The following is a 20,820-nucleotide window of genomic DNA, read 5'->3' as shown; positions in this document are numbered from 1 at the left end:
AAAGGCCATGTCGGATAATCCCTTAAATAAACGCATCCCGGCCGAGGCGGTTGAAAACGCCTCGACCTGGGTAATCCCTCCGCTTACTGATCACGGAAAAATCCTGTCGTCTGCAGAAAAAGAAGCGCGCGAACGTCGTGAGCGTATGCTGCGCCGCGAAAAAGAAACCATCGAAACCGTTGAAATTCCCGAGCCGGAACAGCCCGTACAATTGGGTATGACTGCAGAGGAAATGCAGGCAATTTTTGACACTGCTGAAAAAGATGGTTTTGAACAAGGGCACAAAGAAGGTTTCACTAAAGGAAACGCTGAGGGTTACGAGGCCGGGCGCCAGCAAGGTTTGATGGAAATGCGCGCGCAGTTGGTGGCAGAACAACAGCGATTCCAGGTATTAGCCCAGGCTTTACTTGAGCCGGTTAACGCGCAAGATGATGACATTGAGCATTTATTGTTGGATGTAATTTGCACCCTGACACAAAGTGTTGTGCAGCGTGAACTTTTAACGGATTCATCGCACATTGTTAGTCTGGTTAAAAGCGCAGTAGATGCATTACCTGTCGGTAGTAAAAATATCCGCGTCAGTTTAAATCCTGATGATTTAGCTGCTGTCGAAACCTATGCGGCGGAGCAGCAATTGGGTTGGACTTTTTTTGGCAGCAGCGAATTGTTACCCGGTGGCTGCCGCATCGAAACGCCAGAAAGTCGCGTCGATTTTTCTGTATCCACCCGTTTGCAAACCGTGCTGGAACAATTTATTTCCAAGCAGTTGGCCGGTGGTGACGATGATCAATCGGATGAAGATTCTTTTTCCCCGGCAGACGAATATGGTCACGCTGATTCCGATAATAAAAAACGCTCTGATGAAAATAGTGGAGCCTGATGATGTCAGAACGAAAATCCATCAGTGCACGCTTACGCCGTTACGCTCCGCGCAAACTGGTGGTTGTCGATCCGCAAGCAGAAGGGCGAATTACCCGGTCAGTCGGTTTGACGCTGGAAGCGGTTGGCTTAAATGTTTCTGTCGGTCGTCAGTGCGAAATTATCAATAGTGACAATCGTCGCATTGAAGCTGAAGTCGTCGGTTTTGCGGGCGATAAAGTTTTTCTCATGCCGATCAAACAAGTAGAGGGCCTGCAACCTGGTGCCCGCGTAGTGCCTGTTTCGTCCCAGATGGGAATGCGTGTTGGGCCGCAATTATTAGGTCGAGTAGTGAATGGCATTGGTCAACCACTGGACGGTAAAGGTCCACTTATCGGCGATGAATTCCTCGATTTTCATCCGAGCGCAATCAATCCGTTGCAGCGTCATCCGATTAGCGAACCGCTGGATGTCGGCGTGCGCGCAATCAATGCGTTAATCACCGTCGGGCGCGGCCAACGTTTGGGTTTGATGGCGGGCTCCGGAGTGGGTAAAAGTGTGTTGATGGGCATGATGACCCGCTTTACCACTGCCGATGTTGTAGTTGTCGGTCTGATCGGCGAGCGCGGCCGTGAAGTAAAAGAATTCATCGATCATATTTTGGGCGAAGAAGGGCTGCGCCGCGCCGTAGTTGTGGCATCGCCAGCGGATGATGCCCCTTTGATGCGTCTGCGCGCATCCCAGCTTTCCAGTCGTATCGCGGAGTATTACCGCGACCAGGGACTCAATGTTCTCTTACTAATGGATTCGATCACCCGTTTTGCCCAGGCGCAACGTGAAATAGCGCTGGCAATTGGCGAGCCGCCAGCAACCAAAGGTTATCCGCCATCGGTATTCGCTAAAATCCCGCAATTAGTGGAGCGGGCCGGTAACGCAGCTGAAGGTGGAGGATCGATTACTGCCTTTTATACTGTGCTAACCGAGGGCGACGATTTGCAAGATCCGATTGCCGACTCGGCGCGGGCAATTTTGGATGGCCATGTGGTGCTGTCGCGCCGTTTGGCGGAAGAGGGCGTTTATCCCGCCATTGATGTGGAGGCCTCAATTAGCCGCGCCATGCAAAACATCGTCGATGATGAGCATTTGAAAATGATGCAGCGCTTCAAGCAATTGCTGGCGCGGTATCAACAGAACCGCGATTTGATCGCTATTGGTGCCTACACACCCGGAGCCGATCCTGATACTGATATGGCAATCGAACGTTTTCCCCATTTGCGGGCATTTATCCAGCAAGGTATCAAGCAGGGGGTTCATTTACCGGAGTCTATCGCTAATTTGCGCTCCCTGTTAAAACCGCCCGCCAATTCCAAAGCCAATAGTCCATTGGCTGCACAGCATCGCCAAAAGTAGGTTACTCCTTGCAATCTGTTGGTAATGTGAGACTTCCAAATGGCTGAATCCCGCGCTAAACGTATGCAAGTGGTGCTAACCCTGGCGGTACGGCAAGAGGACGATGCTGCTAAAAAAGTAGGGGAAGTACGCGATCAGGTCGCTAAAGAAGAGCGACAACTTGCCGATTTACGGGATTATGCGGCGCAATATTTGCAAGCTCAAAGTACATTGCGGGAAGGTGTCCTTGCTCATGAGCTGATTAATTACAGCAGCTTTATCAACCGTTTGAACGAGGCATGTGGCGAGCAGGAGGCGAAGGTCAAACGTTATCAGGCGACCCTGGAATCCGTGCAAAAACAATGGCGTATTCTGCATCAAAAGCGTAAATCGATTGAAGACCTGATCACACGCTTGCAACACGAAGATAACATCCTGCTCGATAAACGCTTGCAGAAGGAGCTGGATGAATTAAGCTCCCAGCAGTTCCGGCACCGGTTGGATAACGAGCACTAAATGCGCATTGAATTGGTAATAGTTAATGTAAATTGGTCATTTGGGGCGGTTTTATCGCTTACTGACCATACTTGCGCGAAGTCGCCAGCAAGTCCGAGTTTATAGGCTATCCTTAGGTTGTGCTGGCGAGGGGTATCCCTTGCGTACTTGTTTTAAGAATGTTCAGAAGTTTTTTGATGAGGTAAGACATGGCGATCACGTCAACAGTTTCCCCTGATGGCAATCAAGTCACGATTTATATACAGGGCCGCTTCGATTTCAGTTCCCATCAGGAATTTCGCGGAGCTTACGAAAAACTGCCCCAGACCCCTACGCATTACCGGGTTGATTTGCAAGGCACTTCTTATCTGGATAGTTCTGCGTTGGGAATGTTATTGCTACTGCGTGATTATGCGGGCGGTGAACAATCCAGCATCCAGATCGTGAATTGTGCCCCCGATGTTAAAAAGATTTTATTAATCTCCAATTTTGAGCAATTGTTTGACATTCAATAGGTGAAGAGCTGGTTCGGTTGCGTGTTGAGGGATGTCTGGAAGCGAATTTATGAATGATGTACGTCGTTTAAAAATTTTGGTCGCTGATGATACTGACACCGACAGGCTTATACTTGAAAGCATTGTTCGAAAAGAGGGACATCATGTCATTTGTGCTTGTAATGGGCTTGAAGCAATTGAAGTTTATTCTACTGAAAAGCCGGATATTGTACTGCTCGATGCATTAATGCCCGAACTTGATGGTTTCGGTGCAGCACGCAAAATTAAAGAACTCGCCGGCGACGAATTAGTCCCTATTATTTTTCTGACTTCGCTTTCTGATACCGAATCCCTGGTTCAGTGCCTGGATGCAGGTGGCGATGACTTCCTCTCCAAGCCTTACAACCGCATTATCCTCCAAGCCAAAATCAAATCGTTTAACCGCATGCGCGAATTGCACAGCACCATGCTTACGCAACGCAATCAAATCGTGCAATACAACAATCGTCTATTGCAAGAACAAACTGTTGCCAAACACGTATTTGATAATGTTGCGCACAGTGGTTGCTTGAACGCGAGTAATGTCCGCTACTTTCTTTCATCACTCGCGGTATTTAACGGTGATGTGCTGGTAGCGGCGATGCGGCCGAACGGCAGTATGATGGTGCTGCTAGGTGATTTTACCGGGCATGGTTTGCCCGCTGCGATTGGCGCTATGCCACTGGCATCGACCTTTTATGGCATGGTGCCAAAAGGTTTTTCCATGACGGATATTCTGCGCGAAATTAATGGCAAGCTGAAAAATATTTTGCCGGTGGGAATCTTTTGTTGCGCCGCTATGATGGATATCAATTTCCGCAAAAAGAAGTTGAAAATCTGGAATGGTGGTCTGCCCGATTGTTTTGTTTATCACAACAAAAATGGCAATGTTACCGCCGTTAAATCCACTCATTTACCGCTCGGTGTTTTATCCAATCGCGCCTTCAAAGATAACTGCGAATATTTTGAGTTGGAGCAAGAGGACAGAATTTTTGTTTGGTCCGATGGAATTCATGAAGCGCGTAATTCTAATGGCGAAATGTTTGGTGAGGAGCGCTTACAGCAAGTTTTTAGCCGCAACCGTGAGCCGGATCGCCTATTCAATGACATTATTGAAGGGGTGCAGCAGTTCGTTGGTAATGGGGAAAAGGATGATGATTTATCCTTGCTGGAAATTCGTATGGATGAACCAGTGCGCGTGAATAGTTTTTCCAAGGAGGCCAGTGATCGTTTTGGTAACTCCGAAATCGAATGGACTATGAGTTTTGAAGTAAAACCCACCAGTTTTAAGGTCTTTGACCCATTACCCATGCTGTTAAATGTGTTGATGGAAGTACCCAGTCTGCGCGCTTTCAGCAGCACGCTTTACACTATCCTTGCCGAGTTATACACCAATGCTTTGGAACACGGTGTGCTAAAACTGGATTCGGAACTCAAGCGCACACCCGATGGCTTCTCGGAATATTACGTATTACGCGAGCAGCGGATTAAAGAGGTTAGCGAGGGATTTGTCCGTATTTATATCGCCCACAAAACCAATGAGAATGGCGGTCTGTTGAAGGTGCGAATCGAAGACAGTGGCGATGGTTTTGATCATCAATCTCGCTCGACTGATAATCTGGCATCTTTTGGTTATAGCGGACGCGGTATTGCACTGGTGGAAAAACTTTGTGGTACCGTAACCTATCTCGGTTGCGGTAATATCGTTGAAGTCGCCTTTTCCTGGGTGAATGATGACTGAGTGGACGATAAGTATTTATAAATAGTGATGAGATACCAATCAATGGAACATCTGGATTACGAGACCTTAAAAACACTTAAAGACGTGATGGAAGATGATTTTGCATTGTTAATTGATACTTTCATCCAGGATTCCACCGAGCGTATTCGTATCCTGCATGAAGTTATTCAGGGCACAGATGCAGATTTGATCCGTCGCGCTGCCCATAGTTTTAAAGGAAGCAGTAGCAATATTGGTGCGCCGCAGTTATCAGCCCTATGTTCTGCAATGGAAAAAAAGGCATTGGCCGGTAATTTCGACGGCTTGGCTGATGATCTTTCCTGTGTCGAACAAGAATTTGCCCAAGTGCAGACGTTACTGCGGGCACTTTAACTCAAGTCATTTATTCGTTATCCCTTCTGGCATCTTCCAATCATTTCCAGCTCATTTCGTGAATTGGCACTTGCTTTGCAAATACTCTCCTGAACCTAAACATTGACTGATTGAGCGGCAATCCCTTGCCGTGAGTCATAGCAGGAACAGCAGATGAATAATGGTAATCTCTTAAATACGTTAATGGGTGCAGTCAGCGCAAATACAGCGGCGGTAAAAACAACCGCTGCCAACACTCGCGCAGAGACGGGTGAGAAGTTCCAGCAAGCGCTTGAGCAAGCTCGGCCAGAAGTTGCCGCTCGTAAACCAATATCCCGTAAAGAGGCGACTCCTGCAGAGCGCTCTGACGCTGCTCGTCCGGCGTCAAAAACAGCTACTCAGCGCCCATCTCAACAAGAGACCCGTGGAGCGGAAGGTGCGAAAAAGTCACCGGTTGCAGATCGAAAAGTCGCAGAGAATGCCGTTAAAAGTCATTTGTCCACACGCGATGTAAAGGCAGATAAGCTTATCGATGCGCCACAAGATGATACTCAAGCGGTTGCTGCAGCCTCTGTGACCGGAAATTGGTTATTGGTAGATCCTGCCGTTGTTATTGATAGTGAGCTATCCGAACTTCCGTTATCGCTGGATGTTTTATCCGGGTTGCCTGTGGATTCATTGTTAACATCTGATACCGGCGATAAAGACCTCACTGACGTGGAGGATGCCAGCTTATTGGCGGGAGTATTGTCGGTAGTGCCATCAGATTTACCTGAAGTCGAAAATGCCGGGTTATCTCCACTGGAGGCATCTACCCAAGCGGGACTTGCGCAAGCAATTACTGGATTATCAGTCAATGCCCAGGCAAATGATGCTCAAATATCCACGGCACAATTAATCAGTGGAAGCTTGTCGGGCAAAGCGCTTGATGGACTGTCCATTGATACGGCAGCAGATACACCTACTGGAGAAGGCGAGACCATCGTTGATATTGATGCAGGAAAAAATCCGGATTTTCTACTGTTGAACGCGAAAGCAGCGCTGGATAAGCTGACAGAGACTAATATGGCTGCCTTGGACAAATCCACCCCGGCAGCCGATCTGGCAAAGCCGGCTGCAGCTAGCGCAGCAATTGAAACTCTTACACGTTTGACCGAGGCACAGTCGCCTGCCACGCGGGCATTTGTCGTGCAAACAGGCGTTCCCGTAACTGTGGGTACTGCGCAATGGAGTCAGGCTGTTGGGGATAAAGTCCTCTGGCTTGCTGCGCAAAATGTCAGTTCCGCCGAAATACGGTTAGACCCGCCTGAACTCGGTCCTATGCAAGTGAAAGTGAGTGTCAATCAGGATCAAGCCAGCATTACCTTCACCAGTCCGCATCATGTAGTGCGTGAGGCATTGGATCAGCAATTGAGTCGCCTGCGTGAAATGTTCGCGGAGCAAGGTTTGAACCTAGCGCACGTGGATGTCTCTGACAAGTCGTTCGCTCAACAGGAACGCGAACAGGACGAAGCAAACAAAGGTCAAGCTAATTCTGGCGTGGATGATGAAGAAGTAGCGCCAGTGGCAATGACCCAGGCTATCTCTATACGCCTTGTTGATCATTACGCCTAACGCGTTTAAGTACCACAGTCACTCCCGACATTGGCGAGAACCTGATCAATTTGGTCGGGTTCTCTACGCCATTGTTTTGTATCAGATTTCTTTTCTATTTATCCCTTCTCCTCCTCGCAAACCCTTCATCCGCTGCTAAGCTTTCAAGGGCGATACTGGCATAGGTATTGCTGAAACCCATTTAGCCTCTGAAAGTGACGGAGTTTTGACATGGCGGCAGCCCCAAAAGCGAAAAATGATGCAGGCAGTCCGGATGCCGCACCTAAAAAGAAAAAGCTGTTTTTAATGATTGGCATCGCAGTAGCGCTGATTGCAGTGTCTATTGGCGGTACCGTTGTAGCATTAAAAGTGTTATCGCCGATACCGGAAGCAGGCAAAGCCGTAGAAGCGGAGGGGCATGCCAAAGAGAATCTTGCGCCCGCTATTTATTATGCAATGACGCCCAACTTTACGATTAATTTTAATGTAAATGGCCGTCAACGTTATTTGCAGGCGGCAATTACCTTGATGTATCGCGATCCGCTATTGGAGAGTCTATTGAAATTGCACATGCCCGCCATCCGCAACGGGTTGGTCATGTTATTGAGCACGAAAAATTTTGATGAGTTACAAACCAGTGAAGGCAAGGAAAAGTTGCGTGAAGAAGCACTGGAAATTATTCGCAACTATGTGCAAAAAGAACAAGAGGTGCTCGGTGCTGCAGGTAAAAAAGAGGCTTCCTCTGCAAATGTCGAACAAGTGTTGTTTACCAATTTTGTAATGCAATAAGGAAACATCTGTGCAAGATCTTCTCTCGCAAGACGAAATTGACGCGCTCCTCCATGGCGTCGATGACGGTGACATAGATACCGAAGCGGACATAGAGCCCGGTGCGGTTAAAACGTATGATCTCACCAGTCAAGATCGAATTGTGCGTGGGCGTATGCCTACGCTGGAAATGATCAATGAACGTTTTGCGCGCTATACCCGCATCAGTATGTTTAACCTGCTTCGCCGGACGGCGGATGTTTCTGTCGGTGGTGTGCAGATTCAAAAATTTGGTGAGTACGTTCACACGCTTTATGTTCCTACGAGCTTGAATATGGTGAAGTTCCGGCCACTGCGCGGGACCGCATTAATTATTCTTGACGCGCGTTTGGTATTTAAATTGGTTGATAATTTTTTTGGTGGTGATGGTCGCCATGCAAAAATTGAAGGCCGTGAATTTACGCCGACAGAATTGCGTGTTGTACAAATGGTATTGAACCAGGCATTTATCGATTTAACCGAAGCCTGGAAAGCGGTATTTCCGATCAATTTTGAATACGTTCATTCAGAAGTAAACCCCTCCCTTGCGAATATTGTCAGCCCCAGTGAAGTGGTGGTTGTCAGTACCTTTCATATCGAACTCGATGGTGGTGGTGGCGAGATGCACATCACTGTTCCTTATTCGATGATCGAGCCGATTCGTGAAGTGTTGGATGCGGGTTTGCAAAGCGATAGTGATGAACACGATGAGCGTTGGGAAAAAGCCCTGCGTGAAGATGTACTCTCAGCCAGCGTGGAGTTGGAATGCGATATTGTTCGCCGCGATATTACCCTGCGTGATATTGTCGATTTAAAGGAAGGCGATATTATTCCAATTGAATTCCCTGATTATCATGTATTAACCGCGAACGGTGTTCCTATGTTTCGAACACAGCTCGGACAAACCAATGGTTTTTTAAGTTTAAAAATCCGTGAGTTTATTGACCGTAGCAGTGCCTACAACATTACCGGCACCAAAAGTGACGCTACAAAAGCCGGTGCTGGTGGCAATGACGAAAGCATGAATGCAAATAAAGGTGGAAAAAATGGCAAATGATGATGTTGATCAAGACTCAATGGCAGACGATTGGGCGGCTGCTATGGCGGAACAGGCTGATGTTGAGGAAGCCATGGCCAGTGCGGTGTCTTTTGATGAATTAAAAAATGAAGTATTGAAACAGCCAGCAGGCAGCCCCGACCTGGATGTCATTCTGGATATTCCGGTATCGATATCAATGGAAGTAGGGCGCACATCGATTACGATTCGCAATTTATTACAACTTAATCAAGGTTCGGTTATTGAATTGGATCGTCTTGCGGGTGAGCCGCTGGATGTGTTGGTCAATGGCACATTGATCGCGCATGGTGAAGTGGTTGTGGTGAATGAAAAATTTGGTATACGTATGACGGATGTTATCAGCCCGGCAGAACGCATTAAAAAATTGCGCTAGGAATTTTTAAGAATGCAGTCACGATCAAAAGTTTCCTTGGTTTTCACAACTTGTCGATGGTTGACGTTTGCAGGTCTGCTAATTTCACTTTCTACGGTTCATGCAGAAACACCTACTACAAATAATGTTGAGTCTTCAGTTGCGGCAGTTCAGCAAGAGAGAGTAGTTTCTTCGTTAGCAGCCGGTGTCCAATCGCCAACAACAGAAATAACGACTGAGGCAAATACTGAAGCCGTTCCTCCTTTTTACCAAAAAACAGATTCACAGCAAAACGCGGCAAAAACACCTCCTAAAATCGGGAGTAGTGGGCATTTACTCAATGTTGCATTGGGTTTGATAGCGATTATCGGGCTTATTTTTGCATTGTCCCATTTTGTTAAACGATTTGGTCCAGCGACTTTGTCGGGCAGTTCCCAACTTAAAATTTTATCGTCCATGCCGCTGGGAACGCGGGAGCGCATTGTGTTGATTGATGCCGGTGGCCAGCAGTTACTATTGGGAATTACACCTACCGCCATCAATACGTTACATGTATTTGCAGATCCAATCGTTATTGATAATCAGCCTGAAGTTCAATCGGATTTTAGTCGGAAATTGATGGCAATTTTGCAGCAGAAACCGTCCAGCCTTTCCCCTAATGACAAAAACGATTCCGCTTCGCAGGGATAACTATGACCAACTTTCTGATAGCTAAACAACGCATTCTTTTACGTACGTTGTCCGTAATAGTGTTGATGTTAAGTACAGTCTTTGCATTTGGGCAGACGACACCCTCCACTGTGGCAGATCCCGCCGGGAATAGTTTACCGCTTACACAAACTGCACCTTCCAATCTTGGCAGCTTGCCTGCGATTCCGGGGTTGCCGGCATTAACGGTTAAGACTAATGCCGACGGTACACAGGAATATACAGTAACACTACAAATTCTTGCGATCATGACTGCGCTGACGTTTTTGCCCGCGCTGTTGATGATGATGACGTCGTTCACTCGCATTATTATTGTGTTTTCTATTTTGCGGCAGGCATTGGGTTTGCAGCAGTCACCATCAAACCAGATATTAATTGGTCTCGCGTTATTTTTAACGTTATTTATTATGCAGCCGGTAATCAATAAAGTGAATGAAGATGCATTGCAGCCTTATATCAATCAACAAATTGGTGCGCAGGAAGCGTTAGCAAAAACGGCGGCTCCATTTCACGCCTTTATGTTGGCGCAAACGCGTGAATCAGACATCGCTTTATTTGTGGGGATTGCCAAGCACCCCCCTATTGCATTACCAGAAGAGACACCGTTCAGTATTTTGGTGCCCGCCTTTATTATCAGTGAATTAAAAACGGCATTTCAGATTGGATTTATTATTTTCATTCCTTTCCTGGTAATTGATATCGTCGTATCCAGTGTGCTTATGGCAATGGGTATGATGATGCTGTCGCCACTGATTATTTCTCTGCCATTCAAGATCATGCTGTTTGTATTGGTGGATGGCTGGGCGATGATTGTCGGCACGCTCGCTGCCAGTTACGGTATATGACGGAGATTTTTCTATGATGACACCCGAAGTCGTAATGGATTTATTTGCGGAAGCCTTTTTCCTGGTGATCATGATGCTACTGGTTATTATCGGCCCAGGTTTGATCGTAGGTTTGATCGTGAGTATGTTTCAAGCCGCGACCCAGATTAACGAACAAACGCTTAGTTTTTTGCCGCGTTTGATTGTCACTCTGATTACCTTGATGATAGCGGGTCCTTGGTTGTTAACCAGGTTTATGGATTTGTTTGATCGCCTCTACTCGAGTGTGCCTACCTTGATCGGGTAGGTAATCATCAAGGTAGATATTGGCGATGCAAGAACTCATCATCAGCGAAGAGCAGCTTATGCAGTTTATTGGCCAGTACCTTTGGCCGCTCCTGCGTATTGGCGCTTTCTATTTTGCTGTGCCTATTATTGGTGCCCGCACCGTGCCCGCCCGCGTTCGCATTATACTCACCTTGTTTACCGCTATTATGATTGCCCCGGTATTACCACCAGCGCCGGTGATTTCATTTTTATCTGCCCAAGCGTTTGTGATGATTATTCAAGAGGTATTGATAGGCCTTGCCCTGGGTTTTGCCATGCAAGTAGTAATGCATGTGTTTATTTTAGCCGGGCAATTTATGGCGATGAAAATGGGCTTGGGTTTTGCGGCAATGAACGATCCCTCAAGCGGTGTAAGCGTGACTATTTTGTCGCAATTTTATTTGCTGCTATCGACGTTATTATTTTTAAGTAGTAATGCCCATCTGGTTGTTTTGCAATTAATGATCGATAGTTTTACTACTTTTCCCATTGGTGGAGCAGGAATGAACATCGCTCATTTTATGACGATTGTTGACATGGGTTCCTGGTTATTCAGCACCGGTTTATTAATTACATTGCCACTGTTTACATCACTGCTGATCGTGAATATGTCGTTTGGTGTGATGAGTCGGTCTGCTCCGCAAATGAACGTATTTACGGTGGGCTTTCCCATCACATTGATCTTTGGTTTTATCCTCATGTGGTTTACATTTGCCAATTTCCTTCCGGTTTATTTTGAAATTATGGAAGAGGGCATAGGTATCTTACGGACGTTGGCCTTAACACCCTAGAGTGTAGTTATGTCTGAAGAAGGCGATAGCAGTCAGGAAAAGACGGAAGAGGCCAGTGCGCGAAAGATTGAGAAAGCGCGCGAAGAAGGCCAGGTTCCCCGTTCGCGCGATTTAACGACCACTGCAGTGTTGATGCTGGCGGCACTGGGGATTTATTTTTTTGCAGAATTCATGGGCAAGAAGTTGATTGGCCTTACCCGTGAAAATTTTATTCTCAATCGCGCCACTATTTATGATCCAACTGCGATGATCGCGCATTTGGCCAGTGCCATTTACGACGGACTCTTTAGTATTGCGCCGTTAATGGCAATTTTACTGATTGCTTCAATTGTTGGTCCGATTGCACTGGGTGGATGGAATGTCAGTGGCAAAGCCATGGAACCAAAATTAAGCCGTATGGATCCATTGGCTGGCCTCAAACGCATGTTCTCGGTGAAATCCCTGATTGAATTATTGAAATCATTGGGAAAGGTTTTAATTATTCTTGGTGCAACTATTTGGCTGCTCAAACTCTATGCGCAAGATATGTTTCGTCTTGTCGACGAAAATGTTGAGAAGGCCATTATCCATTCGTTGGAAATTTCCATTTTTGCCACCATTGCGCTGGCAACGACGACCATTATCATTGCTGCGATTGATGTGCCGCTGCAAATTTATGAATACAATAAAAAATTGAAAATGTCGCGGCAGGATCAAAAAGACGAATCCAAAGATACCGAGGGTAAACCGGAAGTGAAGGGGCGTATTCGCCAATTACAACGGGAAATGGCACAGCGTCGCATGATGTCGAATGTGCCGCAAGCGGATGTGATTATTACTAACCCGGAGCACTTTTCGGTTGCCTTGCAGTACGATCCGGAGAATATGGACACACCGCGAATGATCGCCAAAGGTGGCGACCATACAGCATTGAAAATCCGCGAGATTGCCAACGCGCACAAGATCGAGATTATCCAATCGCCAGTGTTGGCGCGGGCTATTTACTACACCACAGACGTAGATCAGGAAATCCCTTCAGGTTTGTATATGGCTGTTGCACAGGTATTGGCTTACGTATTCCAGTTGCGCAACTACCGCAAAGGTAAGGGCGACCGACCAACCTATCCGCGCAATATCAATGTGCCCCGTGACATGCGTTACGATGCCTCGGGTAAGGTGGATTAATCGCTATCCCGTCAAAATCCGACAATCAGTAAATTGATTGCCGCCAGGATTTCATAGCGAAAATCACGCAGGTTATAAACCTCTTCCATCAAAAGTCGTTTACTGACACCTGCCATTTGTGGAGTCAGCAAAAATAAGGCTTCGCCGTTGATTTCCACTTTGGGCGTAAGAGTCGATATCCCACTACCTTTGAAACTGGATTCCCTAATCAAAGGAATAACCATGCGTGTTTCCAGTCCCGTCAGTAACTCATCCTGAACATCAAGCAAATAAGGGATGTGCTCGCTGCTGGCGCCGGGGTTTTTATAGACGCGGAATTGGCTCATTAGAAACTCCGCAGTGTGTCGCTGAAATTGCCATTTTGTTCGGTATAGGTGTTGTATTCATCAATGGCGCTTTTATTGGCTGAAAGCCAAAGTTCCTGCTGGCGCTGCTTTACTTTTTCTACCAATGCCAGTTCAAGTGTGGCAGACAGGTTGATTTCAAATTCTTTAGCTTTGCGCAGTAACTCACTGTTAATACTGAGATTAGTGGGTTTTTTGGGCGCGCTGGGGTCATAAATACTATTCATATCAGGTGCCTATAACGATGCTTGGTTCATATGCGCATACACTATGCGCATTTTTGTTTTTGGTCAAACAATAATCTATTTTTTCGACTTGATGTAAGTGAGCAATAAATCGGTACGCTTCTTGCGATAACCCCGAAAACTGGCCTCCACCGTCAAGAATCCGTACTTATGGCATTACCTACATTCAACCAGTTCAACAGCGTTAATAACCGGGCTGCATTAGGCTCCCTTAAGGGATTGTGGCGCGGGAATCTGGGTATTCCACTCCTACTCATGATGCTGTTGGCAATGATCATTTTGCCAATCCCTCCGTTGCTGTTGGACGTTTTCTTTACCTTCAATATCGCGCTTTCGCTGGTGGTATTGCTGGTGTCTATTTATGCCATGCGGCCATTGGACTTCGCAGCTTTCCCGACGATCTTGTTGATTGCAACCTTGCTGCGCCTCGGTTTGAACGTGGCGTCGACCCGTGTGGTGCTATTGGAAGGTCATAACGGTGGCGATGCTGCCGGTAAGGTAATCGAGGCCTTCGGCCATGTGGTGATCGGCGGTAATCTGGCGGTCGGTATTGTTGTGTTCATCATTTTGATGATCATTAACTTCGTGGTGGTGACCAAGGGTGCTGGGCGTATTTCTGAGGTAAGCGCGCGTTTCACCCTGGATGCGATGCCCGGCAAACAAATGGCGATTGATGCCGATTTGAATGCCGGTTTGATCGACCAGGATCAAGCGCGTACCCGTCGTCAGGAAGTGTCATCCGAAGCTGACTTCTACGGTGCGATGGACGGTGCGAGCAAGTTTGTGCGTGGCGATGCGGTCGCGGGCATCATGATTATGTTCATCAATATTTTTGGTGGTCTGGCGATCGGGATGATGCAGCATGACCTGGAGTTTGGTGACGCTTTCGAAAAGTACACCATTCTCACCATTGGTGATGGCCTTGTTGCCCAGATTCCCGGTTTACTGTTGTCAGTCGCTGCGGCCATTTTGGTCACCCGTGTGAACAGCTCGGAAGATATGGGTAAGCTTGTTGTTAGCCAGATGTTTACTTCACCTAAAGCATTAGCAGTTGCCGCTATCATGTTGATTATTATGGGCTCTGTGCCCGGTATGCCGCATATCGCCTTTATGGGGCTGGGGCTGTTGTGTGCGGGGCTTGCTTACTACATCCATTGGCGTAAGCACCAACCCGCCGTGGTGGAAGACAACTCCTTTATTCCTGCAGGTACACGCGTGGCGGCTGATTCGCCGTCATCGGGTAGTGGCGGCAGTGGCGCAAATCTCGCGCCGCAGCGTTCAGCTCCGGCACTTCCGCCGGGTGCAGCTGAATCACCGGAATTAGGTTGGGATGATGTACAACCTGTCGATGTGATCGGCCTGGAAGTTGGCTATCGCCTGATCCCTATGGTAGATAAAAACCAGGGTGGGGAATTGCTTGGTCGTATAAAAGGGGTGCGCAAAAAGCTATCGCAGGAGATGGGCTTTTTAATTCCATCAGTTCACATTCGCGACAATCTGGATCTTAACCCCACTGGCTACCGCTTGAGTCTGATGGGTGTGTCCATGGCCGAAGCAGATGTATATCCGGACCGCGAATTGGCAATCAACCCGGGGCAGGTTTTCGGCACTCTCGACGGTATTAAAACCAAAGATCCAGCGTTTGGCCTGGATGCAATCTGGATCAGCCCTAATCAGCGCGAGCAAGCTCAGACTTTGGGGTACACCGTTGTCGATCCGAGCACTGTGGTGGCGACTCATCTCAATCAAATTTTGCAACAACACACCTTTGAGCTACTTGGTCATGAAGATGTGCAAAAGCTGCTGGATATGTTGGCCAAGACATCGCCGAAATTGGTTGATGAATTAGTGCCTAATACCATCAGTATCAATGTGTTGCTCAAGGTGTTGCAGAACTTGTTGCGTGAACGTGTACCTATTCGCGATATCCGCTCCATCGCCGAAGCCTTGGCGGGAGCAGGCATAAAGAGTCAAGATCCCGCCGCTCTTACAGCATTAGCGCGGGTAGCATTGAGTCGTCAAATTGTTCAAAACATCATTGGAAACGAGCGAAACCTGCCTGTTGTCACGCTTGAGCCGAGTTTGGAACAGTTGTTGCTAAATACCGTTCAACAGGCACAAAAAGCTGGCGCTGATGACAGTGCGTTTATTGAACCTGGGCTTGCAGATCGCTTGCAGCAATCACTGATTAGCGCAGCGCAGAAACAAGAGTTGTCCGGTAAGCCGTTGGTATTGTTAGTCGCTGCGCCACTCAGGCCAATGCTGTCGCGCTTTGTACGTCACAGCGTTCCCGATATGCGCGTGCTGGCTTACAACGAAATACCGGATAACAAACAAATCAGTATCGACGCGAGCGTTGGTGCTGACAAAAAGTAACTGATTAATTCACTTTGATATGGTCGCCCGCCAGGGCAGGAGTTGAGTATGCAAGTCAAACGTTTCGTAGCAGCTGATATGCGTCGTGCGTTGGAATTGGTTCGCCAGGAATTGGGGCCAGATGCAATTATTCTCTCCAGCAACCGCATCCCCGAAGGGGTGGAGTTGCTGACAACCATGGGTTCGGATTTGGAATTGAAGCAACTGCAAAACCGTCCGTTTGCTGAGTCAACTTTTGCGGCGAGCGAGCCGCTGCTGAGCGATGGCGATATCTCTCCACGCGCATTGGGCAACAACCAGCCGCGCAAAATAGCGCCCGTCATTAGCCAAGTCGCCACGAGCCACCGGAATGCCGGCCACCAGAATGCCGGCCACCCCAATGCTGGTAAAACCGGTGCGCAATTGGCAGACGATATTGAAAAGGCGCGCTTACGCATGATTGCATCGCGTAAGGCGGAAGAATCTGCCAAAGAATTTTTAGTGGGAAAAAATACCGTTGTGAATGCCGGTATTCCGCGTCACACATCTGCTGCTGCGCAAAAGCCGATAAAGGGTATGAGTGCCGCTGACAAATATCCGTTGGTTGATACAGCACCTGCGGCAACCAACGCAGTTTCATTCAAAGAGGCACTCCAGCAAGAGGCGCAGGCGAAACAATCGTTTGCCGCAATCCCTGAAACATCTGATCACGCTTCGCAATTAAATGACTTGCAAGCGGAAATCGCCGATATGCGCTTCTTGCTTGAGCAACAATTGGATCGCCTTACCGGCCAGCAATCGGCACCGATTGATTCACCTATTTTAGCCAGTGTCGCGCGTCGCCTTGAGCGATTGAACTTGCCGAAGGATGTGATTGCCAAGGTTATTGGCTCGTGCAGCAAAACCAAAACCTTGAGTGATGCATGGCCGGATGCGCTGGCAAATCTTGCGCACCAGCTACCGATTAGTGGCCGCGACATCGTTGATGAAGGTGGCGTATTTGCATTTGTCGGTCCAACCGGTGTGGGCAAAACCACCACCATCGGCAAATTGGCTGCACGTTATGTATTGCAACACGGCGCCGATAAAGTGGCGCTGATTACTACTGATACTTATCGGATTGCAGCCCATGACCAACTGCGCTCACTCGCACGTATCTTGCGCGTACCGGTTCGTGTTGTTGACGAAGCGAATCCACTCGATAGCGTATTGCGCAGCTTGCGTCATTGCTCGTTGGTATTGATTGATACCGCCGGTTTCCGTCATGGCGATCCGCATTTAAAAGCACAGCTCAAAGCATTGGCGGATCAACCACAAGTGAAAACCTGTTTGGTGATGTCGTGCAACAGCCAGGCGCAAATGTTGAAAGCATCGATCCACGCTTATGGTGCCGCGCGTTTACAAGGTTGCGTACTGACTAAACTGGATGAGACCGCGAGCATCGGTGAGGCGTTAGGCGTAGTGATGCAAAATCGTTTGCCGATTGCCTATACCACTGACGGTCAGGACATCCCCAGGAATTTGGAGGTGGCGCGCGCGCATCATTTGGTATCAAAAGCGGTCGCCTTGCTTAAAGCTAATCCGGCGACGGCGGTTTCTTAAGCAGTAAACAGTTATAACCACGGAAATTTGCCGGTGAAACTGAAATTAGTCGGATGAATCACCAATCCCTATCTATACTCAGTTCACCATTGGTGTGCCCTGGCTAGGTTGAGCGCAAAATTGCGACTCTCAGGCGCACAACTCGAAGAACAAGGTTTGGAGTTATGTGTAGATGAGCCAAATGCGACCCGTACAAGTGATCGCGGTATCCGGCGGCAAGGGCGGGGTAGGTAAGAGCAACATTTCCGTCAATCTCAGCATTGCCTTGGCAGAATTGCGCCGTCGCGTGGTGTTATTGGACGCCGATCTTGGATTAGCCAATGTCGATGTACTTCTCGGTATCCGCGCAACGCACACCTTGGCCGATGTATTGGCAGGCACGCACAGTTTGACGGATGTTTTGGTCACTGGTCCTGCCGGTATGAAAATTGTCCCTGCGTCCTCCGGCGTTCAGCGTATGGCAGAGTTGAGTTCGGCGGAACACGCCGGCCTGATCAATGCGTTCAATGATCTTTCCGATCAGGTCGATATTCTTGTTATCGATACCGCTGCCGGCATTTCCGATACCGTTGTCAGTTTTGTGCGCGCCGCCAATGAAGTCATTATCGTGGTGTGCGATGAACCATCTTCTATTACCGATTCCTACGCGCTGATCAAATTGCTCAATAAAGAGTACGGTATGCAGCGCTTCCGCGTGGTCGCAAATATGACGCGCACACCGCAGGAAGGGATCAATATGTTTAACAAATTAAATACGGTCTGCGAGCGCTTCCTGGATGTGACCTTGCAGTTTGTCGGTCAAATTCCATTTGATGAAAATGTGCGTAAATCAGTGCAAAAACAAAAAGCGCTGCTTGAGTTTGCGCCTACCTCCAAAGCGGCGGTGGCAATTCGCGCATTAGCCCAAGCAGTGGATAAGTGGCCTTTGCCCAATTCACCGACGGGTCGTCTGGAATTTTTTGTAGAGCGTTTATTGCAGGCAGCGAATGCGCGTTAGCTTACCGCCCTATGCCGAAAAAAGTATGGATGTAAAAGGGCGTATTACCGAATTAACGGTGATACATCCTGTTGTTGCTGAACAGAAGGTGCTCGATGGCCGCAGTCAATGGTTTAGCCATGTACGATAAAAAAACCTTACTTGATGCGCAGATCAAAATCGAAGACTACGCACCTTTGGTCAAGCGTATCGCCTATCACATGATGATGCGTATGCCTGCGAGCGTGCAGGTAGACGATCTTATTCAGGCCGGCATGATCGGCCTTATCGAAGCCTCCCAAAAATACGATGCCTCCCGTGGTGCCAGTTTTGAAACCTATGCAGGTATTCGCATCCGCGGTGCAATTGTCGATGAAATGCGCAGGGGCGATTGGGTACCTCGCTCGGTGCATCGCAACGCCCGCCGTGTATCGCAAGCGGTGGCAGCGGTTGAAGCCCGCACTGGTCGAGATGCCAGCGATGTAGAAGTTGCTGCAGAGTTGGGTGTTGACCTTGATGAGTACTATGTCATGTTGCAGGACTCTAACGGCAGCCGATTATTCAGTTACGAAGAAACCTTCGGCGAAGAAGATAGCAATATAGATGCATCAGAACACAGCAGCGCTTTTGTCAGTCCCCTCGAAGGCATCCAGCGCGACAGCCTTAAAAAAGCACTGGTAGATGCAATAGCGCTCCTACCGGAACGCGAGCGGATGGTGCTAGCCCTCTATTATGATCAGGAATTAAACCTGAAAGAGATCGGCATGGTGCTTGGCGTAAGCGAATCCCGCGTAAGCCAGATCCATAGCCAGGCAGCGGCGCGCTTGCGCAACAAGCTGTCCGATTGGCAATCCGCATAATCACTGTTTAAATAGCAAACGAATCAGGCGAAAAGTCTTTTTCGATGATTGATATTTGGCCGAATACCCAGCGTTATCAGCAATTTGGGCTATGATTCGAATTAAAAGTTGAAGATTTCTGCGCCGGAACTGGCCGAAGCTTCAACTCCTACTAGACTATGAGTAAATGAAAATCCCATCAGGGTGAGTGGAGGTTGCGTTGGATAAGAATATGAAAATCCTGATTGTTGACGACTTTTCAACAATGCGTCGGATTATTAAAAATTTGCTGCGGGATTTGGGTTTTTCCAATACCCACGAAGCAGATGATGGTGTGACTGCATTACCAATGCTGAAAAGCGGTGATTTCCAATTTCTGGTAACGGATTGGAATATGCCCGGTATGACCGGTATTGATTTACTAAAAGCGGTACGTGCCGATGAAAAGTTGCGCACGCTCCCCGTATTAATGGTGACGGCGGAAGCCAAGCGCGACCAGATTATTGAGGCAGCGCAAGCCGGTGTTAATGGTTATGTTGTTAAACCATTTACCGCACAAGCACTCAAGGAAAAAATCGAGAAAATTTTTGATCGCGTCGGTTAATGTTAGCTCGATCAAATAATAAATAAGGCGTTGTCATGGCATCTGAACTCCAAACATCCTTCAATGACGAATTTGTTATCGAATTGAAAGTGTGCGCCAAGTTGCTCACAGAAAAATTGCAAAGCAATGAATTCGAAGAAGCATCGGTGTTAATTCACACTATCACCCAGGCGCGTGATCGGCATATCTTTCAATCAGTGGGACGATTAACCCGTGGATTGCATAATGCCATTGTCAATTTCAATGTCGATGCAGATTTAACGAAAGAACCACCGAAGATTGCCAATTCAGATATTCATGATGCATCCAATCGTCTGAATTATGTCATCGAACTCACGCAAAAAGCGGCCGAAAAAACTATGGACGTAGTCGATGAAGCTGCGCCCATTGCAATGAACCTCGGACAGGAAGCCAACAGTTTACGCAATGAGTGGGCACGCCTAAAACGCCGCGAAATGGGCCCCGATGAATTCCGCCAACTTTACGAGCGTATGGATGGTTTTCTCAGCCAAATGGTGACAGGTACAGAGCAGCTTAATAAAAACTTGCAAGATATTGTCTTGGAACAAGGCTTTCAGGATCTGACTGGTCAAGTATTAAAACGCGTGATTGGTTTAATCAACGATGTTGAAAAAGACCTGGTAAGCCTTGTACGTATCGCAGGTCAGGTTGAAGAGATTGCCGGCCTTTCAAATAATGCCGAAACAGTCGAGCACGATATGGAAATAATGCAAAAACGTAAGACCGAAGCCGAGGGACCACAAATTAATAAAGAGCGGGCAGATGTAGTTTCCGGACAAGATGATGTCGATGATTTGTTATCGAGTCTCGGATTTTAAATTAT

At 47.8% G+C, this 20,820-nt stretch carries 24 protein-coding genes; 22 read left to right on the top strand and 2 right to left on the bottom strand.

The window, feature by feature from the left end:
- Positions 1-7: 7 nt before the first annotated feature.
- The 15 genes from AC1RJL_RS17235 (at position 8) to flhB (ending at position 13,011) form a co-directional block, all read left to right on the top strand.
- Positions 8-880: a flagellar assembly protein FliH gene (locus AC1RJL_RS17235; protein WP_492916273.1), complete on the top strand. Its 873-nt coding sequence runs from the start codon at positions 8-10 to the stop codon at positions 878-880.
- A gap of 2 nt (positions 881-882) precedes the next feature.
- Positions 883-2,268: a flagellar protein export ATPase FliI gene (gene fliI, locus AC1RJL_RS17230; protein WP_492916606.1), complete on the top strand. Its 1,386-nt coding sequence runs from the start codon at positions 883-885 to the stop codon at positions 2,266-2,268.
- 39 nt (positions 2,269-2,307) lie between these two features.
- Positions 2,308-2,763 (top strand): flagellar export protein FliJ, encoded by a 456-nt coding sequence (gene fliJ / locus AC1RJL_RS17225; RefSeq protein ID WP_492916271.1) that lies wholly within the window; start codon positions 2,308-2,310, stop codon positions 2,761-2,763.
- Between the two features lie 188 nt (positions 2,764-2,951).
- Entirely contained in the window at positions 2,952-3,257 is a 306-nt protein-coding gene (locus tag AC1RJL_RS17220; protein WP_492916269.1) for an STAS domain-containing protein, read from the top strand.
- Between the two features lie 49 nt (positions 3,258-3,306).
- Positions 3,307-5,016, top strand: a complete 1,710-nt coding sequence (locus AC1RJL_RS17215; RefSeq protein ID WP_492916267.1) for an ATP-binding SpoIIE family protein phosphatase — start codon at positions 3,307-3,309, stop codon at positions 5,014-5,016.
- 27 nt (positions 5,017-5,043) lie between these two features.
- Entirely contained in the window at positions 5,044-5,388 is a 345-nt protein-coding gene (locus AC1RJL_RS17210; protein ID WP_492916265.1) for an Hpt domain-containing protein, read from the top strand.
- A 153-nt stretch (positions 5,389-5,541) separates the two neighbouring features.
- Complete coding sequence (locus AC1RJL_RS17205; RefSeq protein ID WP_492916263.1) at positions 5,542-6,981, top strand: flagellar hook-length control protein FliK; 1,440 nt, start codon at positions 5,542-5,544, stop codon at positions 6,979-6,981.
- Positions 6,982-7,191: 210 nt separating this feature from the next.
- Positions 7,192-7,749, top strand: coding sequence for a flagellar basal body-associated FliL family protein (locus tag AC1RJL_RS17200; RefSeq protein WP_492916261.1), 558 nt, complete (start codon positions 7,192-7,194; stop codon positions 7,747-7,749).
- Between the two features lie 10 nt (positions 7,750-7,759).
- Positions 7,760-8,824, top strand: coding sequence for a flagellar motor switch protein FliM (gene fliM, locus AC1RJL_RS17195; RefSeq protein WP_492916259.1), 1,065 nt, complete (start codon positions 7,760-7,762; stop codon positions 8,822-8,824).
- Positions 8,814-9,218, top strand: coding sequence for a flagellar motor switch protein FliN (gene fliN / locus AC1RJL_RS17190; RefSeq protein WP_492916257.1), 405 nt, complete (start codon positions 8,814-8,816; stop codon positions 9,216-9,218). Before fliM ends, fliN begins: the two co-directional genes overlap by 11 nt.
- A 12-nt stretch (positions 9,219-9,230) precedes the next feature.
- Positions 9,231-9,887, top strand: coding sequence for a flagellar biosynthetic protein FliO (gene fliO / locus AC1RJL_RS17185; protein ID WP_492916255.1), 657 nt, complete (start codon positions 9,231-9,233; stop codon positions 9,885-9,887).
- Between the two features lie 2 nt (positions 9,888-9,889).
- Positions 9,890-10,750 carry a flagellar type III secretion system pore protein FliP gene (gene fliP, locus AC1RJL_RS17180; RefSeq protein WP_492916253.1) on the top strand — a complete coding sequence of 287 codons (861 nt, stop codon included), beginning with the start codon at positions 9,890-9,892 and terminating at the stop codon, positions 10,748-10,750.
- A 16-nt stretch (positions 10,751-10,766) separates the two neighbouring features.
- Positions 10,767-11,036, top strand: coding sequence for a flagellar biosynthesis protein FliQ (fliQ, locus tag AC1RJL_RS17175; protein WP_492916604.1), 270 nt, complete (start codon positions 10,767-10,769; stop codon positions 11,034-11,036).
- Between the two features lie 25 nt (positions 11,037-11,061).
- Positions 11,062-11,847: a flagellar biosynthetic protein FliR gene (gene fliR / locus AC1RJL_RS17170; RefSeq protein ID WP_492916251.1), complete on the top strand. Its 786-nt coding sequence runs from the start codon at positions 11,062-11,064 to the stop codon at positions 11,845-11,847.
- A 9-nt stretch (positions 11,848-11,856) separates the two neighbouring features.
- Positions 11,857-13,011, top strand: a complete 1,155-nt coding sequence (gene flhB, locus AC1RJL_RS17165) for a flagellar biosynthesis protein FlhB (protein ID WP_492916249.1) — start codon at positions 11,857-11,859, stop codon at positions 13,009-13,011.
- Between the two features lie 11 nt (positions 13,012-13,022).
- Here the strand turns inward: flhB and AC1RJL_RS17160 are convergent, their stop codons facing one another.
- Positions 13,023-13,337 carry a CcdB family protein gene (locus tag AC1RJL_RS17160; RefSeq protein WP_492916247.1) on the bottom strand — a complete coding sequence of 105 codons (315 nt, stop codon included), beginning with the start codon at positions 13,335-13,337 and terminating at the stop codon, positions 13,023-13,025.
- Entirely contained in the window at positions 13,337-13,582 is a 246-nt protein-coding gene (locus tag AC1RJL_RS17155; protein WP_492916245.1) for a type II toxin-antitoxin system CcdA family antitoxin, read from the bottom strand. The genes AC1RJL_RS17160 and AC1RJL_RS17155 overlap by 1 nt, the downstream gene beginning before the upstream one ends.
- 168 nt (positions 13,583-13,750) lie before the next feature.
- Here AC1RJL_RS17155 and flhA point away from each other — a divergent pair, with 168 nt between their 5' ends.
- The 7 genes from flhA to AC1RJL_RS17120 all read left to right on the top strand — a co-directional run bounded on the left by flhA (position 13,751) and on the right by AC1RJL_RS17120 (position 20,815).
- Positions 13,751-15,976: a flagellar biosynthesis protein FlhA gene (flhA, locus tag AC1RJL_RS17150; RefSeq protein WP_492916243.1), complete on the top strand. Its 2,226-nt coding sequence runs from the start codon at positions 13,751-13,753 to the stop codon at positions 15,974-15,976.
- 48 nt (positions 15,977-16,024) lie between these two features.
- Positions 16,025-17,557, top strand: a complete 1,533-nt coding sequence (gene flhF / locus AC1RJL_RS17145; RefSeq protein WP_492916241.1) for a flagellar biosynthesis GTPase FlhF — start codon at positions 16,025-16,027, stop codon at positions 17,555-17,557.
- Between the two features lie 172 nt (positions 17,558-17,729).
- A complete protein-coding gene (locus AC1RJL_RS17140; RefSeq protein ID WP_492916239.1) occupies positions 17,730-18,554 on the top strand; it encodes a MinD/ParA family protein in 825 nt (274 codons plus the stop codon).
- The gene (locus AC1RJL_RS17135) at positions 18,544-18,684 is read left to right on the top strand and encodes a hypothetical protein (protein WP_492916237.1); all 141 of its coding nucleotides are present in this window, start codon (positions 18,544-18,546) and stop codon (positions 18,682-18,684) included. Before AC1RJL_RS17140 ends, AC1RJL_RS17135 begins: the two co-directional genes overlap by 11 nt.
- Positions 18,650-19,393 carry an RNA polymerase sigma factor FliA gene (locus AC1RJL_RS17130; RefSeq protein WP_492916235.1) on the top strand — a complete coding sequence of 248 codons (744 nt, stop codon included), beginning with the start codon at positions 18,650-18,652 and terminating at the stop codon, positions 19,391-19,393. The genes AC1RJL_RS17135 and AC1RJL_RS17130 overlap by 35 nt, the downstream gene beginning before the upstream one ends.
- Before the next feature lie 199 nt (positions 19,394-19,592).
- Positions 19,593-19,976, top strand: coding sequence for a chemotaxis response regulator CheY (gene cheY / locus AC1RJL_RS17125; RefSeq protein WP_039914554.1), 384 nt, complete (start codon positions 19,593-19,595; stop codon positions 19,974-19,976).
- 35 nt (positions 19,977-20,011) lie between these two features.
- Positions 20,012-20,815: a protein phosphatase CheZ gene (locus AC1RJL_RS17120; protein ID WP_492916233.1), complete on the top strand. Its 804-nt coding sequence runs from the start codon at positions 20,012-20,014 to the stop codon at positions 20,813-20,815.
- Positions 20,816-20,820 lie beyond the last annotated feature (5 nt).

It is taken from the genome of Cellvibrio sp. GW822-FHT04B05, from assembly GCF_058800985.1.
The sequence above is the reverse complement of the archived record's forward strand: the minus strand, read 5'-3'. Positions and strand labels throughout refer to the sequence as shown.

Excerpts from the sequence above, each read along its gene's own strand:
- AC1RJL_RS17205 (WP_492916263.1), top strand. The coding sequence starts at position 5,542 with ATGAATAATGGTAATCTCTTAAATACGTTAATGGGTGCAGTCAGCGCA.
- flhB (WP_492916249.1), top strand. The coding sequence starts at position 11,857 with ATGTCTGAAGAAGGCGATAGCAGTCAGGAAAAGACGGAAGAGGCCAGT.
- fliP (WP_492916253.1), top strand. The coding sequence starts at position 9,890 with ATGACCAACTTTCTGATAGCTAAACAACGCATTCTTTTACGTACGTTG.
- AC1RJL_RS17140 (WP_492916239.1), top strand. The coding sequence starts at position 17,730 with ATGAGCCAAATGCGACCCGTACAAGTGATCGCGGTATCCGGCGGCAAG.
- AC1RJL_RS17215 (WP_492916267.1), top strand. The coding sequence starts at position 3,307 with ATGAATGATGTACGTCGTTTAAAAATTTTGGTCGCTGATGATACTGAC.
- fliI (WP_492916606.1), top strand. The coding sequence starts at position 883 with ATGTCAGAACGAAAATCCATCAGTGCACGCTTACGCCGTTACGCTCCG.
- AC1RJL_RS17235 (WP_492916273.1), top strand. The coding sequence starts at position 8 with ATGTCGGATAATCCCTTAAATAAACGCATCCCGGCCGAGGCGGTTGAA.
- fliN (WP_492916257.1), top strand. The coding sequence starts at position 8,814 with ATGGCAAATGATGATGTTGATCAAGACTCAATGGCAGACGATTGGGCG.
- AC1RJL_RS17220 (WP_492916269.1), top strand. The coding sequence starts at position 2,952 with ATGGCGATCACGTCAACAGTTTCCCCTGATGGCAATCAAGTCACGATT.
- AC1RJL_RS17200 (WP_492916261.1), top strand. The coding sequence starts at position 7,192 with ATGGCGGCAGCCCCAAAAGCGAAAAATGATGCAGGCAGTCCGGATGCC.
- flhF (WP_492916241.1), top strand. The coding sequence starts at position 16,025 with ATGCAAGTCAAACGTTTCGTAGCAGCTGATATGCGTCGTGCGTTGGAA.
- AC1RJL_RS17160 (WP_492916247.1), bottom strand. The coding sequence starts at position 13,337 with ATGAGCCAATTCCGCGTCTATAAAAACCCCGGCGCCAGCAGCGAGCAC.
- fliQ (WP_492916604.1), top strand. The coding sequence starts at position 10,767 with ATGACACCCGAAGTCGTAATGGATTTATTTGCGGAAGCCTTTTTCCTG.
- fliR (WP_492916251.1), top strand. The coding sequence starts at position 11,062 with ATGCAAGAACTCATCATCAGCGAAGAGCAGCTTATGCAGTTTATTGGC.
- AC1RJL_RS17210 (WP_492916265.1), top strand. The coding sequence starts at position 5,044 with ATGAGATACCAATCAATGGAACATCTGGATTACGAGACCTTAAAAACA.
- fliO (WP_492916255.1), top strand. The coding sequence starts at position 9,231 with ATGCAGTCACGATCAAAAGTTTCCTTGGTTTTCACAACTTGTCGATGG.
- fliJ (WP_492916271.1), top strand. The coding sequence starts at position 2,308 with ATGGCTGAATCCCGCGCTAAACGTATGCAAGTGGTGCTAACCCTGGCG.
- AC1RJL_RS17155 (WP_492916245.1), bottom strand. The coding sequence starts at position 13,582 with ATGAATAGTATTTATGACCCCAGCGCGCCCAAAAAACCCACTAATCTC.
- AC1RJL_RS17135 (WP_492916237.1), top strand. The coding sequence starts at position 18,544 with ATGCGCGTTAGCTTACCGCCCTATGCCGAAAAAAGTATGGATGTAAAA.
- AC1RJL_RS17130 (WP_492916235.1), top strand. The coding sequence starts at position 18,650 with ATGGCCGCAGTCAATGGTTTAGCCATGTACGATAAAAAAACCTTACTT.
- flhA (WP_492916243.1), top strand. The coding sequence starts at position 13,751 with ATGGCATTACCTACATTCAACCAGTTCAACAGCGTTAATAACCGGGCT.
- AC1RJL_RS17120 (WP_492916233.1), top strand. The coding sequence starts at position 20,012 with ATGGCATCTGAACTCCAAACATCCTTCAATGACGAATTTGTTATCGAA.